At 56.0% G+C, this 15,532-nt stretch carries 9 protein-coding genes and 4 pseudogenes; 6 read left to right on the top strand and 7 right to left on the bottom strand.

What is annotated here, in order from left to right; genetic code table 11:
- Window positions 1-479 precede the first annotated feature (479 nt).
- The 4 genes from ATI14_RS28055 to ATI14_RS28040 are packed head-to-tail and all read right to left on the bottom strand — an operon-like array spanning window position 480 to window position 6,571.
- Window positions 480-1,904 carry an efflux transporter outer membrane subunit gene (locus ATI14_RS28055; RefSeq protein ID WP_016970291.1) on the bottom strand — a complete coding sequence of 475 codons (1,425 nt, stop codon included), beginning with the start codon at window positions 1,902-1,904 and terminating at the stop codon, window positions 480-482.
- Window positions 1,897-5,076, bottom strand: a complete 3,180-nt coding sequence (locus ATI14_RS28050; RefSeq protein WP_016978935.1) for an efflux RND transporter permease subunit — start codon at window positions 5,074-5,076, stop codon at window positions 1,897-1,899. Before ATI14_RS28050 ends, ATI14_RS28055 begins: the two co-directional genes overlap by 8 nt.
- An 18-nt stretch (window positions 5,077-5,094) precedes the next feature.
- On the bottom strand, window positions 5,095-6,249 hold the full coding sequence (locus tag ATI14_RS28045; RefSeq protein WP_016968923.1) for an efflux RND transporter periplasmic adaptor subunit: 1,155 nt from the start codon (window positions 6,247-6,249) through the stop codon (window positions 5,095-5,097).
- Between the two features lie 37 nt (window positions 6,250-6,286).
- Window positions 6,287-6,571 (bottom strand): hypothetical protein, encoded by a 285-nt coding sequence (locus tag ATI14_RS28040; protein WP_100831524.1) that lies wholly within the window; start codon window positions 6,569-6,571, stop codon window positions 6,287-6,289.
- A gap of 1,930 nt (window positions 6,572-8,501) precedes the next feature.
- Between ATI14_RS28040 and tnpB the strand changes: the two genes are divergently transcribed.
- The 4 genes and pseudogenes from tnpB to ATI14_RS28020 form a co-directional block, all read left to right on the top strand.
- Window positions 8,502-8,891 carry an IS66 family insertion sequence element accessory protein TnpB gene (gene tnpB / locus ATI14_RS31305; RefSeq protein ID WP_231124391.1) on the top strand — a complete coding sequence of 130 codons (390 nt, stop codon included), beginning with the start codon at window positions 8,502-8,504 and terminating at the stop codon, window positions 8,889-8,891.
- Window positions 8,892-9,050: 159 nt separating this feature from the next.
- The gene (locus ATI14_RS31785; RefSeq protein ID WP_016968919.1) at window positions 9,051-9,293 is read left to right on the top strand and encodes a hypothetical protein; all 243 of its coding nucleotides are present in this window, start codon (window positions 9,051-9,053) and stop codon (window positions 9,291-9,293) included.
- 92 nt (window positions 9,294-9,385) lie between these two features.
- Window positions 9,386-9,829, top strand: a pseudogene (locus ATI14_RS31780) (IS66 family transposase); the annotation flags it as partial.
- A gap of 421 nt (window positions 9,830-10,250) precedes the next feature.
- Window positions 10,251-11,355: pseudogene (locus tag ATI14_RS28020) on the top strand (IS3 family transposase); the annotation flags it as partial.
- A 146-nt stretch (window positions 11,356-11,501) separates the two neighbouring features.
- On the opposite strand, the gene ATI14_RS28015 reads toward ATI14_RS28020, so the two are convergent.
- The gene (locus ATI14_RS28015) at window positions 11,502-11,732 is read right to left on the bottom strand and encodes a hypothetical protein (RefSeq protein ID WP_016968915.1); all 231 of its coding nucleotides are present in this window, start codon (window positions 11,730-11,732) and stop codon (window positions 11,502-11,504) included.
- Window positions 11,733-12,701: 969 nt separating this feature from the next.
- Here ATI14_RS28015 and ATI14_RS28010 point away from each other — a divergent pair.
- On the top strand, window positions 12,702-12,962 hold the full coding sequence (locus ATI14_RS28010) for a hypothetical protein (protein ID WP_016968914.1): 261 nt from the start codon (window positions 12,702-12,704) through the stop codon (window positions 12,960-12,962).
- A 242-nt stretch (window positions 12,963-13,204) separates the two neighbouring features.
- Here the strand turns inward: ATI14_RS28010 and ATI14_RS28005 are convergent, their stop codons facing one another.
- Window positions 13,205-14,524: an MFS transporter gene (locus ATI14_RS28005; RefSeq protein ID WP_080519970.1), complete on the bottom strand. Its 1,320-nt coding sequence runs from the start codon at window positions 14,522-14,524 to the stop codon at window positions 13,205-13,207.
- A 154-nt stretch (window positions 14,525-14,678) separates the two neighbouring features.
- Window positions 14,679-14,920 (bottom strand): annotated as a pseudogene (locus tag ATI14_RS31775) (glucose-6-phosphate dehydrogenase); the annotation flags it as partial.
- A 205-nt stretch (window positions 14,921-15,125) separates the two neighbouring features.
- Between ATI14_RS31775 and ATI14_RS31770 the strand changes: the two are divergent.
- A pseudogene (locus tag ATI14_RS31770) lies at window positions 15,126-15,389 on the top strand (transposase); the annotation flags it as partial.
- Window positions 15,390-15,532: the final 143 nt, after the last annotated feature.

Below are 15,532 nucleotides of genomic sequence, written 5' to 3'. Positions count from 1 at the left end.
CACTTTGAGTATGGCGTCGCCGTAGTGATTGATCGTCGTGGCCAGGGCGCTGAGGTCCACCGCTGGCAGGGGTGTGTCCCGCAACGTTCCCTGCACGCGTCTGATCAGCCTTGAGCAGGATGAGTTGCGAGCTTCGGGAAAACGATGCAACTGAAGATCGGACAGGTGGGTCTAGCGTTAGCCTTGCAGCGTATCCGGTTTTCTCGGCCAGAGGCTTTTAGTGGGCGTGTTCTGGCCCTTGAGCAGCAATGCGGCTGCTTGGATGTCGCGCGCCGCAGTACCAGTTCCTGTGACACCTACACGATGGGTGGGGCGCGGCGAACAGGAATCCGGCCTGTATTTGCTTAGTGCTGAAGGGGGCCCAAGGGGGCTGGCAGGGTGCTCATAAGGCCACGATCCTGGTTCGAGGAAAGTGGCCAGTGGGCTATAACGGCAACTGCTGCGTTCGGTAGTTGGGTATCGCACGCAGAGCCGGTGGGTCAGTGCTGGCTTGGCAGGTACTGCGGCCAGCCGCCGGCTAGGGCGACGAACAGGTCCACGGCGCTGGAAGTGCTGCGAGCCTGGCTATCGGCTTGCGAGAGCTGGGCGTCGTACATCGAACGCTGTACATCCAGCAACTCGAACAACTCGATGGCACCGGCTTGGTAGCGGGCGTTGGAGAGAGTCGCGGCGGTTTTCCAATCGTTCGCCGCGCTTAGGCGCCGGGCATTTTCCTCCTTGTTTCTGGCAAACCGCGCCTGGGCATTGTCGACATCCTCCAGCGCCCCCAGCACGGTCTTCTGGTAGCTGGCCAGTTGGGCGGCGGCCTCTGCATCGGCGGCGGCGATACGGCTCCTGACCCGGCCGACATCGAGGAACGACCAGTCGATGCCCAGCAACGCTAGGTTCGACTCGCTGCCAGCGGCATATAGGCCACCACCGTGGAACGCGTAAGTGCCTAGGGCCGCCCCAAGGCTGACGCGGGGGAAAAGGTCGGCGGTGGCCACGCCGACCCGCGCGGTGGCGGCGTGCAACCGGTGCTCGGCGGCGGCGACATCCGGTCGGCGCCGGATGATCTCAGCAGGGGTGCCGGGCTCGATATCCTCCGGGATCGCTGGCATGTCGCTGTCTTGCTGCAACTGCGCATCCGGCGCTGTCGGTGTCAGCCCGGCAAGTACCGCCAGGCGGTGGCGATCCACCGCAATCCGCGCCTGCAACTGCGGGATGCGCGACAGCGTGGTCTCCAGTTGTGCCTGGGTCCGGGACAGGTCGTAGGTCGAGCTGCGCCCGGCATCCAGCCGGCCCTGCACGATAGCCAGCGTCTGCCGCTGGCTGTCGGCATTGGCCCTAGAGAGTCTGAGCATTTTCTGCGCGGCCCGTAGGTCGATATAGCTGTTGGCCACGTCGCTGACCACAGTGACCTGCATGGCTTGCAGTTCGTTGGCCCGGGCCGCGACCTCGGAGCGTTGTGATTCCACCGAGCGGCGTACCCGCCCTAGCAGGTCCAGTTCCCAGGTTAGCGAACTTTTGTTGCCATAGAGATCATGGCTGCGGGCCGCGTCATTGGCCTCGTCTTTGCTGACTCGCTGATGACCGGCCTGGGCCGACATGGTGACCGTGGGAATCTCGTCGAATCGGACCTCGCGCAGCAACGCATTGGCCGCATCGTAGTGGGCCAGGGCCGTGCGCAGGTCGGGGTTGGCCGCTAGTGCGGCCTTTACCAACCCCGAGAGCTGCGGGTCGGCAAAGCGCTGCCAGAATGCATCGTCGGCTGCGGTGGTCGGTGCCTGCACTTTAGTCGAATTGTCCTCGTGGGCAAAGGCATTGGGTAGCTCCGGAAGCTTGGGCCGGTGAAAGTTGGGTCCCACCGTGCAGCTCTGCAGCAGGACCAGCAGCAGCGGCAGGACGCTATGCTTCTTAGCCATGGCTCGGTTCCTCCTCGGGATATGGCGTCAGGTTGGAAGGATGGTCGGGCAGGGTGGCGCCAAGCTTGCGCAGCACCACGTAGAATACCGGCGTCAGGAACAGGCCGAATAGTGTCACCCCGAGCATGCCGCAGAACACCGTGACACCGGTGACATGGCGTACCTCGCTGCCGGCACCGCTGCTGACCAGCAGGGGGACGGCGCCGGCGATGAAGGCCACCGAGGTCATTACGATCGGTCGCAGGCGCAGGTTACAGGCCTGCAGCGCTGCGGCAACGGTGTTCTGACCCTGCATCTCCAGTTCGCGGGCGAACTCGACGATCAGGATGGCGTTCTTGCAGGCTAAGCCCATTAGCACCAACAGACCCACCTGTACGAAGACGTTGTTGTCACCGCCCACCAGCCAGACGCCGCTGAGAGCCGCGAACATACAGACCGGTACGATCAGGATCACCGCGAGCGGTAACGTCCAGCTCTCATAGAGAGCGGCCAATACCAAGAAGGCCAGCAGCACCGCAATTGGGAAAACGATCACTGCTGTGTTGCGCTGGTTCACCTGCTGGTAGCTCAGGTCGGTCCACTCCAGTTCAATGCCTTTGGGCAGCGTAAGCGCGGCGATCTCCTGCAGCTTCTCGATGACTTCACCGGAGGATAATACGTGGGGGTCGGCGTCACCGATCAGGTCCGCTGCGGGAAAGCCGTTGTAACGCATCACTGGATCGGGGCCAAATGTTGGTACGATATCGACAACGGCGCTGATCGGTACCATCTCCCCGTGCACATTGCGCACCCGCAAGTTACCGATGTCGGCTGGGGTCTGGCGGAAGCGGCTGTCAGCCTGTGCCACTACCCGATACACGCGACCGAGTATGTTGAAGTCGTTGACGTAGACCGAGCCCAGATAGGTTTGCAGGGTCTCGAAGATTGCGGTCAACTCCACCCCCTGAGCCTGCGCCTTGGTGCGGTCCAGCTTTACTTCAAGTTGCGGAATGTTCGACTGATAGGAACTTACTGGAAAGGTCATTCCCGGCGTCCTGCTCACCTCTGCTTGGAATGCCTCCAGTGCTTTCTGTAGGGCCGCATAACCAAGTCCGCCGCGGTCTATCAGAAACAACGAATAGCCCGAGCCGTTGCCGAGGCCCTCGATCGGTGGCGGCAACAGTGCATAGGCACTGCCGTCCTTGATCTGAGCGAACTTTCGGTTGAGTTCGGCATTGATGTCCTCCGCAGTACGCTTACGCTCCGAGAACGGCTTGAGCAATATATAGGAAGACACTAGGTTGGGCGTTGTGGTGCTTTGTATCGCATTCATGCCAACGCTGGATTTGGTAAAGTCTACCCCGTCGACGGTCGAGGCTATTTCCGCCATTTCACGGGCGACCGCTTCAGAGCGGGCCAGCGAAGCCCCTGGAGGGAGCGTGGCGCCAGCGAATAGGTAAAGCTTGTCCTGGTTCGGGATGAAGCCGCTGGGGATTGCGTTGAACAGCGCACCGGTTGCGAGCAGCAATACAGCATAGATCGCGAACACCAGTCCGCGCCGTGGCAGGATTCGAGCAATGCAGCCCTCATAGCGGTGCGAACTGCGGTTGAAGAAACGGTTGAACGGGTGCAGCAGCCAGCCCAGGGCAACGTTCATCCAGCGCGTCAGGCGGTCCGGTGGTACGTCATGGCCACGTAGCAGCTTGGCTGCGAGTGCCGGCGACAAGGTCAACGAATTGATCGTAGAGATCACCGTCGAAATTGCGATGGTCACGGCGAACTGCTTGTAAAACTGACCGGTGACGCCGCTCATGAACGCCATCGGAACGAACACCGCACACAACACCAGCCCGATGGCTAGGATCGGTCCCGAAACTTCGCGCATAGCCTGGTGGGCCGCCTTTAGTGGCTTGAAGCCCAATTCAATGTTACGTTCGACGTTCTCTACTACCACGATGGCATCGTCAACTACGATGCCGACCGCCAGCACCAACCCGAACAGCGTCAGCGTGTTGATCGAATATCCCAGCAGATAAAGGAACGCGAATGTACCTACGATCGACACCGGTACCGCAATTAGTGGGATTATCGATGCCCGCCAGGTCTGCAGGAACAGTACCACCACCAGCACGATCAGCATCATTGCTTCGAGCAGGGTATGCTGCACGGAGTTGATCGACTCGCGCACAAACACCGTGGGGTCCCAGACGCTCTTGTACTGCACACCTTCGGGAAAGTCCTTGGACAGGCTATCGAGTTTGGTGTACACCGCACTGGCCACTTCGAGGGCATTGGCACCTGGGGTGAGGAAGATGCCTACCGCTACTTCCTGTTCCTTGCCGCGGAACACGCGCATCGTGTAATCGCCCGAATCCAGCTGCACTCGTGCCACATCCGAGAGCCGGGTAACCTGGCCGTCGCTGCCGGTCTTGATTATGACGTCGCCGAATTCCTTCTCGGTCTTGAGGCGTCCCTGGACGTTGATGGAAATCAGGAATTCGTTATCCTGCGGCGATGGTTCAGCGCCCAGCTGACCGGCAGAAACCTGCACATTCTGCTGGCGGACCGCGTTAATTGCGTCCTGCGCAGTGAGGTCGCGCGCGGCCAGTTTGTTCGGATCCAGCCAGATGCGCATTGCATAGTCGCCGCCACCAAAGAGCATCACATCGCCGATGCCGGGGATGCGCGACAGTTCGTCCCTGACATTTAGGCGCAGGTAGTTGCGTAGGTATAATTCATCATACTTGTCGCTGTTCGAGAACAAGTCGATGTACATCAGTGGCGTCGGCGACTGTTTTTGGGTAGTGACACCATACTGGCGCACTGACTCGGGCAGGCGCGACAGTGCCTGGCTGACGCGGTTCTGCACCCGCACCGCGGCGGTATCCGGATCGACCTTGGCATTGAAGGTGGCGACCACCTGCAGGGTGCCGTTGGAGCTGGAGACGGACTTCATGTAGATCATGTCTTCTACGCCGGTGATCGCCTCTTCGAGGGGCACGGCGACCGAGTCGGCAATTTCCTTGGGATTGGCACCAGGGTAGGTGGCCTTCACTACCACGGTGGCGGGCACCACTTCGGGGTATTCACCCACTGGCAACAGCGGAATTGCCACCAAGCCCGCGGCAAAAATGATGATCGACAGGACTATCGCGAAGATCGGCCTGTCGATGAAAAACTTGGAAAAGTCCATGGCTGGAACCCTTGACTGTTACTTAGCGCTTGGCGCGAAGCTGGGAATGTTGAGTTCGCTTTTGTCTGCTGGCATGACATGGGGTATGACGGTCGTGCCGCTGGCATGGATGTTCTGCAGGCCGGAGACGATTACGCTGTCGTCGGGTTCTAGGTCAGCTGTGATGACGCGTTGCCGGTCGATCAGATTTCCGGTTTTGACATAACGTTTTTCCGCCGTGTTGTCCTTGCCTAAGACGTAAACATAATGCTTGTCCTGGTCGGTCAGGATCGCACGGTCGGGGATTAGCATGGCCACTGCAGGCTCACCAACGGACAGTTGCACCCTGGCGTACAGGCCCGGAATTAGTAGGCGATCGGCATTGTTTACTGTCGCGCGGGCATGTACCGTACCAGTGCTCGCATTGACCTGGTTGTCGATAAAGCTCAGCTCACCTTGGTACGGGAAGTCTTCGCTGTTGGCCAGGCCAATCCTCACTGAGGCCTTTCCAGAGTTTTTCAGCGCCTGCTGATAGTTGAGGTAACTGTGTTCGTCAGGGTCGAAATCGACATGTACCGGATTTTGCGACACCAATGATGTCAGTACCGACTGATTTGCTACGGCCAAGTTGCCAAGGGTCAACTGGGCTCGGCTGGTGCGGCCATCGATGGGAGCGCGCACCTCGGTGAACTGCAGGTTCAGCGTGGCATTGGCCACCGCCGCCTCGGCGGCGTGCACCTCCGCCAGACCTAGCTCGTGGGCGGTATGCTTCTGCTCAGCTTCTTCTCGGGATACCGCATTGCTCTTGAGCAGTTGTTGGGCCCGTCCGTCTTGCTGGTCGGCGAAGGCCAGCGCGGCGCGGGCCCGTTCTAGTTGGGCTCGGGCGCTGTCCAGCGCGGAGCGGTAGGGACGCTGGTCGATCACGAATAGCAGGTCGCCCTTTTTCACCTCGCTACCCTCGCGGTAGCCCACTTGAGTTATATAACCATCCACCCGTGGCAGGATGGCCACGGTTTCCACGGCGCTAACCCGACCATTGAAGCTGTCCCAGGTCATGACCTTCTGCAGGCGGACGTGTTTGGCCTCGACGACTGGGGCACTGTTGGTGGTGGGCGGGTTGGGTTTTTGGTTGCAAGCACTGAGCAACAGCGCGGTGGTGATGATTACGGGAATGCTGGCTGAATTGACGCGCACAGGATCATCCTAACTCATAGTGTATGGAATAATAGTGTTAGTGGCTGGGAAGTCTGTCGTTGAATGGATTTATGCCGGGGGCCTGTTTCTTTTCCGTTTCCTGTTTGCTGACTTCCTGTTTGCTGACTTCCTGTTTGCTGACTTCCTGTTTACTAACATCCTGTTGTTGAGCGGGTTGTTGCTGGGTGTCTTCAAGTTGCCTGGCGAACATCGCCCGGGTTCTTTCGTGAAAGCGTTCCAAGGCTTCGGCGCCATCGGAAGCGTGGGCGAAGATAGGGAATGTGCAAATAAGCACAGCAGCCAACTTAGGAATTGTATTCATCGGTCTTCTCAAATGACGCGCACAGTGAGGCGCTAAATTGAATTCAGTTCGCAGCGAAGTTCGGTTTATTCAGGTGTACAGGTAAGGTAAGAGGGTTAGGGTCTCCTGGATAATGGCGCCTCGCCAGGCGGCGAGGTGGGCAATAGTAGGCGTCTGTTCGGTTATACCTATAGCAAATTTCTGACAAAACTCGCTGACCAATCGGCGCCACTTTGGCTTTAAAAAATCCCGCGATTAGCTATCTGCGTTTTGCCTGCCGGCACTTAAGCTAATGCCCTACAGTCCATTCGTGGCCACTCTGGTACGAGCTCCCGTGGGCGACTCTGCGTGTGCTGTGGCGCACTTTAGGAAAAAACCGCCACTGGATAAACCCCGCCGGCCCGTTTTATTCTTACGGAAATTCGTACAGTGGAATTTGACCGATTGGAGGCGATGCCGGGGTTCTATCGGATCATCGAAGTGGACTTGACCCCACATTCCGGACATCGGCACTCTATTAAATTGATGCCTCAGCCATGCCCCACTCCGGCGCTGATTGATCATGAAGGTTGTCCGGGGACAGCGTGCTTTTGGTAGTGAACTGTTGAACACTAGCGGTCGCCACCCATGGTGCGATACGTATCGTGTGGGCCCAATGCCCACTGCAGTGAATGCTTGACGTAAATGATGGTTCGAACGATCGGTAGCTTCATGACGCTGTACTCATGGCCGGATGCACTGGGTTCTGGTTGTCCCGCCGGGGTCGAAGGTTTTCTCTTCGCTCATCTACTACCTTGAGGCGTCAGGTGCTGTCACTGATCACCTCGCCTGGCCGAGTCAGGTAGATATTAATCAATCGCGTGCTTCCGGTGGGGGTAATAGACAGGAAGGGCCCTGCGCCTCGGTGTTCGAGACCGACCAGCTGAAAGGCTGAGGGTCTTGCAGGATGGGCGGGGCTTCTATCGGTGCGAGTTTCGATTTATAGGGAGGGGCTTTGAGGGCGGTTGGGATCGCTTGAGCCTGAGGTATGCTCATTTTCTGCAGTTTGCCGTCAAGCGACTCAAGGTTGGCTTCCACTACCAAGAGATCGCCAGCAGTTTCGAATGAACGAATGACGTAAGTTGCAGCTTCTTGGGCCTGCGTTGTCCTGCTTTACACAGCGTCGATGCGGCTCGATAGCGCTTGCTGGCTGCCATACGCCATGTCGAGTCCATCGTCGATCGTACTCACACTGCTCTGGAGGGCGTCGATGGACACTTTCTCTGAGGGTCCATCAGGGTGCGAGACAGAGTCGGCAACTGGTACTCGGAGCGCGATGATAGCGCGCAGAATGAGCGGCCCCGCAGCAATGGGCGGATATCACGGATCGGTCATTTTATGGGGGGCACGAGATCGAGTAAACCCTCGCGAAACTATGATTCTGTTTCAGCAGGAAATACGTAGCCGTCCGACCAAGTCCTCTACCCAGCCGCAAAAAGCAAAGACATGGTGTAGCGGACGATATGGGGCTTGCGGGATATGTTACTGGGAATGAATGGAGAAGGTTTATCCTGCATCGAGTACTGTCTTATCGGCCCGCTGTCACTGCCTGGACATGACTAGCGCAGTCAAAGCGGAGCCCCACGATCTATTGGGATGAGAACGGTAAATAGAGGTATCCGTCCGACCAAAACATCTTCCTGACACAACCGCCGAAAGCCTTGGTGTCCACTTAAGTGGACATTATATTTGATCCATCAAGCGAATTTTTTATGCGCCCTCAACGCCGTACCTACAGCAAATCTTTCAAAGCCCAGGTCATTGGAAGTGCTCCGAACCCAGGCCTCCACCGCAAACATCGTCTTGAGCTACAGCCTCAATGCCAACGTCGTCCACAAATGGATTCGGTTGTAGAATCAAAAAGCCTTGGCTCTTCAGCCTACGTTCATCCCGCTGCATCCTCAGGTGCTTGATGCTGGAACGCGTGCTCAGCCGTCCGGTATCAGTTTTCCAATCCTGCACCGCCCACTCCCATAAAGATGAATTGGCCAGTGGAAAAAGCTGCCACCTGCACGAACTTTCTTCGAGAGCTGTTGCGATGATTCGCATCGGTATCACCTGGCTCACCACCGAGCCGATGGACATGCATGCAGGCACCGGCGCCGTCAGTGCCCGAGTGATTTCAGTGTTCGGTGCGGCGCAGCTGCACTATGCTTATCTGTTCGCCAATTGCCGCGCTAACCGCATGAAAGACCTGGTGCGCAACGGATTGGGCATCGGGTTGGCGGCACGGCGGCTCCACCTGGGCAAACTCGCTTGGTCTAGTATGCCTCACGGTTCACAAATGGAGCTGAGCACCTGACAGCTGCACGCTTTGATACTGGGTCTGCCAAGGCAGAGAGTTGGCCTCGGAAACGCAATTTCCATCCTCTAAGCTGAACCATGCCCTATCCGGTTGCGTAATTGTCTGATCAGCCTATCGTTGTGTTTACGCTGATCTGGCAAGATCGGCTGCATAACTTTGGTCCCCTACCTCTACCAACTGAACCCCGAACAATTGCGTGCATTTGCGGAGCATTTGCTGCAACGCGTCTCGGGGCTCGACGAGCAGTTCGAAACGATGGGCAAGACCTCCCAGGTCATGGACAAGAAGAGCGATCACGACAAAACGGTGATCGAAAAATTCAGCCACGAGATCGCCCAGCTCAAGCACTCCAAGTTCGCCAAACGTAAGGAGCAAATGAGCCCGGAACAGGTTGGTTGACTCAGACGATCTGATCGATACCGATTTCGCTGCCATTGAGGCGGAACTGGAGTCGCTGCAAGTTGCGTTACATGCAGCCGCTGTAATAGAGCGAGGAGGAAATCAAGGGTCTGGAGTCGGACATATGCCGCCGAATACTGCAAGAAAAGGCAGTTCCGGTGATGGGTGTGTTGTGTGCCTTGATGGTTGCCCTGCGCGATACCGTGCACAACGGTTCGACCAATGGCAAAGCCTTGGATAACAGCTTGAAACGCTGGATGGCGCTATGGCGCTACCGCGATGACCGGGCCGTGCCCATTGATAATAATTGGTGTAAGAACCAGGTACTGCCTTGGGCGCCGGGGCGTAAGGCCTGGCTCTTTGCAGGGTCGCTACGCAGCGGCAAGCGCGGCGATGCGATCATAAGTTTGATTCAATCGGTCCGGAGCCGTGGGCATGATCCCGATGCCTACCTGAAGGATGTACCGACACGCCCGCCTACGCAGCGGACAGGTGAGATTGCAGCGCTGCCGCCGCAAAGGTGGCTTCCGGCTTAATCCTGCAAGACGGTTTGCTCGTGCATTTACTAATAGAGCTCAAAAAAAAGCCCGCGGGAACGGGCAAAAGGGATGCTTCCAAAGGAGATTGCATTACAGCCATCCAATGTTAAGGCATTGTTAAGTATAGCGATTATTATCTAGTGACACCCAACAAGCTAGGACCGCCAGTCTAGAGTTCGGCTTGACCATTACAAAGGGATGCCGTGCGGTGAGTATTCAGGGGAGCCTGACCTATTCATTGATGAAGCTTAGATCACCTGGCCACAAGCGCCTTTGGCGAATTTCAGACAAAGAAATGCCCGCGATGGGAGGAGCGGTCTTAAAGGGGGGGCTCGGAACTCAGATAACGATATTTGTAGCGGTCTACTAACCCCGGACACCCATTTAGGCAAGAATGCTCGCCACAGAGAGGTTTCCGATGACCAAGCAGCACCGTACCTTTACCCCTGAGTTCAAGCGCGAAGCTGCCTGCTTGGTGCTCGATCAAGGTTACAGCCATGCCGAAGCGGCCCGTTCGCTCGGTTTGGTCGAGTCGGCACTGCGCCGATGGGGTAATTAGCTTCAGCAGGAGCGCGGCGGCGTTACGCCGGCCAGCAAAGCGTTGACGCCAGAGCAGCAAAAAATTTAAGAGTTGGAAGCCCGAATCACGCGCCTTGAACGCGAGAAATCGATACTAAAAAAGGCTACCGCGCTCTTGATGTCGGAAGATCTCGAGCGTACGCGCTGATCCGCCAGCTCAACGATCATGAGCCCGTTAATTAAGGCGAACTCCGGACGTTGAGCGACTGCGGTTGCCCAGTCGAGTGAATGAGTTGTTCACGAGAAGTCGAAGTGCGTCCGGCAGCCGTACCATCATGGCAATGATGCAAGAAGAGGGTAAGCAAATCGGGCGGTTCAAGGTACGCAGCCTGATGCGTGTGCTGGCGTTGATCAGCAAGCAGCCAGGATCACATGCGTACAAAATGGCCACAGCGGAGCGGCCAGATATTCCGAATACCTTGAACCGAGCGATTGATGTCGAAGCGCCAAATCAGGTCTGGTGTGGAGACATCACTTACGTCTGGGCACAGGGCAAATGGCACTATCTGGCAGTTGTCTTGGATCTCTATGCACGCAGAGTGGTTGACTGGGCCTTATCAGAAAAGCCGGATGGAGGCCAGGTGGTCAAAGCGCTGGATGTCGCTTACGAACAACGTGGAAAGCCTCAAGGGCTAATGTCCCACTCCGATCAGGGATCGCAATATGGCAGCCGCCAGTTCCGCCAGAGACTGTGGCGCTACCGCATTCGCCAGGGCATGAGCCGCCGACGCAACTGCTGGGAAAATGCACCGATGGAGCGCGTATTTCGCAGCTTGAAATCAGTGTGGATACCGACCACGGGCTACCTGACCGGGCAGCAAGCTCAACGAGACATTGGCCAATACCTGATGAGCCACTAAAACTGGATCCGACTTCATCATTTCAACGATGGACTGGCTCCGGCGAAAGCTGAAGAAAAACTCAAAACTGTGTCCGGGATGGATTGGCCACTACAGTGGCTCAAAAAAATCCCGGTTGATAAAAAGGAGCATTCAGCTGGGCAATAGAGCGTCGCACTCTTGGCGTACAAGGTGTTGTCGCGGACTTTTCTTGCGACCGCGCTGCTTTTAGGAGAGGGCTCGGGCTTGACTCAGGGAGTGTCCAGAAGCGCCAACAGATCGGCGGGAATTTCTCCGGATTCTTGAAGGTTGCCTGGTTCGGCTTTGCTGTAAACATTCAGCGCCGCGTCATTGATGGCATGGCTCATCCATTGCAGACTGCCCAGCCAATCGCTGTACTTCCCTGTGAAAATCGCCGTTGAAACATCAATTTTGAATTGAATGACGTCTCGCCAATCGTTCGTGGTATGATCAAAAAGCATGGCTCCGCAAGCGCCATGTCGACGTTCACAAAGCCTGCCTCAGGCTTACGACGTGTGAAAGTAGGGTGATCCTTGGGCCGTGGCCCGCTCAATCCCGCTCCGGCTTTCCGAAATCATCTGCTGGTAGGCGCCATGTTGACGCGGGCGCGATCATGCGTTCAGGCGAGGTGGTGAAAACCCCTGCTTCCAGTCGCTATTGTTCTGTCCAGTCGGCATGGCAATAGATCAAAGGAGGGGGGGGCGGCCGATGGGTGGCTCTCGGACAGCGGCCTGGTCGTAGGCCGTCGACGCCCTAAAGGTTCATTCTGTGTGGCGTGCCGTCTTACTCGAAAGGCAAGCCTGCGATTGAAATACCGTGGGACCCTCAGTCCCATGAGTGCCCGGGGTTTTCATATATTGAGCTGCGTACCCATTGGATGTTTAACGCAGCTGAAGGGAAGGTTACTGTTCCGGTGGGCAGCCGGTTTATCGCGGCGAGCCACTTCTATGCGCTGGCCGGATTGGGTAGAATGCTTCAACCCGTGGAGCTTATGCGCAAATCATAGCAGCAAAGTGAACTGAGCGCGTTGCCGCCCGACTACCCGCCGCCGAGTCGGCCCTTGCATTTACTCTTCACACCCGACCGCAGATTGACACCTAAAATCAGTGGTTTTTTCGACTTCGCGACGCGACCTTTGACGTGATGCGGTGGTGACGGAGGCCTTTTGAAGTAGGCTGCTGTAAATCACCATCAGCAATGGATATTTATGAGTGCGTGATCAGTCAATAGAGTGCCCCCTTGGTTGTTTACCTCACCGTAGGAGCTACAGGTGGGCAGAAATGCTCGCTCATCCTTGACGAAGTAATGTTGAATATCCAGCTGAACACGAAACGCACCTTAGTGACTACATTTGTTGGCGATGGCGACATAAAACCGTCGGCCCGGGCGTCGCTGCGATGGCTCGTTGGATTGGGTGGAACGGACGACCAATGTTCTTGATCAACTTGTCCGAAGCTTTCTTACCTGACGAAGAATACGGCTCAGTTGAGCACACTGTACGCCCAGCAAAACCATGGATGGCTCGAAAACAGCTGATGGGGCGGGCGAGCTGCGCGCTCAAAACAGAAAAGCCAGCGAGCACGCTCGTCGAGATGCTATCAAACCTGTTTTTCGAAAATACTGATGCATTCAGACGAACTTTCGACTTTGCGACGTTTTGCGGCAAGTTGATTGAAGTCCTTCGTGAGTGAGTATCATCCATATGCTTATGGCTCACACGCCTGCCTCTCAGTTGGCGTGTGAGATCGATTAGTTGTTGCCGCACAAATGGCAACCGGTTTAATCGCGTAAGGCGTGATTGTTGGGTGCATAAGTTTTTGCCATTACGTCGCATAGATATAGTATTTACTAGTGTCTTCATAATTGCAGCTAGGTCAATATAACTCTTCTCTTCTTTTTAGCTCTGTTTATTGAAGATTATAACTGCTTGGCACTATTTCCTCGTTAAAATAACTTCGTTGGCAGTGGCGTGAGTTGAAAAATGACGGTCTGGCTCCTCGTCCGTCTGAAGCTTTGGCTGGTCGATTCGAATACAACATGTCAATACCGCGCCCACCAGATACAGCAAAGCATAGACCCACACCACCCCTTGGACTCCAAGCCAGGAAATCGTTAGCGTTGCAATGGCCGGCCCCATAAAGTTCGACATTCCAGCGGCGAGGTTGTGGGCGGACATAGCCGCCCCTTGCTGCTCCGGGGCAATGGCAAGAAATACAGGTCCAATGGGAACGAACGCTGAGACGCAAATACCCAGTGCAATTGCGGCGGTACTGGCCAGTCCGAAGTGAGCGCCATACATCAGAGGCAAGTAATAGAAAGCCAGGGTCGCCAGCGCGCAGCCAACACAGCCGAACCAACGCATCTGCCATAGCCAGCCGATTCGGTCCCCGATCCATCCCCACATCACGTTAGTGAAAATGGTGACAACGAACATCAGCCCCCACAGATACAACCATTGCTCCATGGTGAAGCCTACGGCTTCCGAAGTGAGGTAAAGCGGCATAATCACAGGGAATCCAAACAAGGTCAGGTTGCAGATGACCCGTACAATGGCTGCAATCAAAATGCTGCGTTGATCGAAGAGGATGGTCACCCCTCGGCTCAGGTCGCGCAAACGGTCGGCGAAGCTTGCCGGCGTGCCTTCCCGTGCCTTGCCTTGATCCTCAACTACGAACACAATCAATACCGCAGCCAGCGCGACCCACAATGTTGCCATCCAAAGTGTACCGATAAAGCCAATCCGCGAAATGCTCAGGCTCGGCAGATACATTCCGAGAAAACCGATACCGATGGAATACATGGTCCAATACCAACCCATCGCTGAAGCAAGGCGGGCCCCGGGCGTCACTTGAGCAATCCAGACCAGGAATGCGTAGATGAACAAGGGGTAAGCAAGCCCACGAATTCCATAAAAAAGCACCATTAATGGGTAGTTCTGTGCGCTCAGGCCGAGCGTCAGAAATAGCGCATGGAAGATCAGCCAGGCCACGACGCCGATCAACATGATTCGACGCGGACCGAAGGTTTCGGCCAGCACGCCGGAACTCCAGCTGGACAAAGCGGCGAGCAGACCATAAACAGTAAAAAGAAAGGATGCTCGGGTGGGAGAGAAGCCGAGATCGACAATGTAACGAGACAGGAAGGCGAGTTCAATGCCATCCCCAGACATAAATAGGGCAATGGCGACGTAACCCCAGATAAGACATATAGGCATGCCGAACAGCAGCCCTCGGGACGCTTGGCGAGTGGCCATAACGCTTTCCTTTATTGTATTTGTAAGTTAAACAACGCCGAAGAGGCTGTAGCGAAATCGGCAGGTAATACTGCAAGGATCTCATCGTGTAAAAGATAACTGCTACTAAGTATGAGCACGAAAACTGATACTATTTTGTAGTTGTGGAATTGGAGCCGCTCCATAATTGCATGCCCTTATACAGGCCCTGCTCCTTCGTCATCCCGTGCAAGGAAATGGTTGCGGACGCATGATCAGCTTGTTGCTGATCTGCTGGCGTTGCTCGGGGGCTAAGGTATAGTGCGATGGTTCAATGTAGTGGAGGATGATCTGCGATCTCTTCTGCGTCATGCGTTTGTCGCGAGCTATACTGGTCGAATACTGACAGCTAGCTAGCGTGCGGATTTCCGCGCCCAAGCGCGGCTTTTGCTGGAGCTAATGCGCGCAATCAGAGTTTTTTGCAAAGAAGATTAGACGCCGCGAGGAAATAGTATGTCCCGTTGATCGTCGGTTGAAAAATGCGATGACGTGCCCAAGTATTGGACGGCAGGTTCCTAGGGGAACTCTGATGAAGATTTCTTGAGCTTGGCAAAATGGCGGGGCTTCACCCGCTACCTCTCCGATGAAGCAAATTGCCTTTGCCCCTGCCGAGTACTTTGGAGTGCGCAAGCAGGCCGCAAAGTATTATTCCCGCCGAGATGGATAGGATCGTCCTGTGTAAGGATTTATTTGCCCTGATCGAGCCGCATCATCCGAAGGGGAGTGGTTAGCGTCCGACCTATCCCCTGATGATGATGCTGCGTATTCATTTGATGCAAAACTGGTCGGCTACAGCGTTCTGGCGTTGAAGGAGGCGCGTATGAAATTATTATTTTCAACTTCCGTCGGTTGCTGGAACCGGAGTAGAACGCGCTCTGAGCGTTAAGGTCGCCATGTGGTAGATTGACGCCCGGCGTGGCGTGTACGGGAAAGCTGGGCAAACGCTGATTCCGTACGAAACCAAATGCTAAATTAAAGAAGCAAAGCTAG

Origin of the sequence: Pseudomonas tolaasii NCPPB 2192 (assembly GCF_002813445.1) — a bacterium.
In the GTDB taxonomy this organism is placed as follows: domain Bacteria; phylum Pseudomonadota; class Gammaproteobacteria; order Pseudomonadales; family Pseudomonadaceae; genus Aquipseudomonas; species Aquipseudomonas tolaasii.
Note: the sequence above shows the minus strand (reverse complement) of the source record. Positions and strands in the feature narration are given on the sequence as shown.

Bases quoted from the DNA above. Each gene is read 5' to 3' on its own strand.
- ATI14_RS28005 (WP_080519970.1), bottom strand. From the start codon at position 14,524: ATGGCCACTCGCCAAGCGTCCCGAGGGCTGCTGTTCGGCATGCCTATA.
- ATI14_RS28055 (WP_016970291.1), bottom strand. From the start codon at position 1,904: ATGGCTAAGAAGCATAGCGTCCTGCCGCTGCTGCTGGTCCTGCTGCAG.
- ATI14_RS28040 (WP_100831524.1), bottom strand. From the start codon at position 6,571: ATGAATACAATTCCTAAGTTGGCTGCTGTGCTTATTTGCACATTCCCT.
- ATI14_RS28010 (WP_016968914.1), top strand. From the start codon at position 12,702: ATGTTCTTGATCAACTTGTCCGAAGCTTTCTTACCTGACGAAGAATAC.
- ATI14_RS28015 (WP_016968915.1), bottom strand. From the start codon at position 11,732: ATGCTTTTTGATCATACCACGAACGATTGGCGAGACGTCATTCAATTC.
- ATI14_RS28050 (WP_016978935.1), bottom strand. From the start codon at position 5,076: ATGGACTTTTCCAAGTTTTTCATCGACAGGCCGATCTTCGCGATAGTC.
- tnpB (WP_231124391.1), top strand. From the start codon at position 8,502: ATGCTGGAACGCGTGCTCAGCCGTCCGGTATCAGTTTTCCAATCCTGC.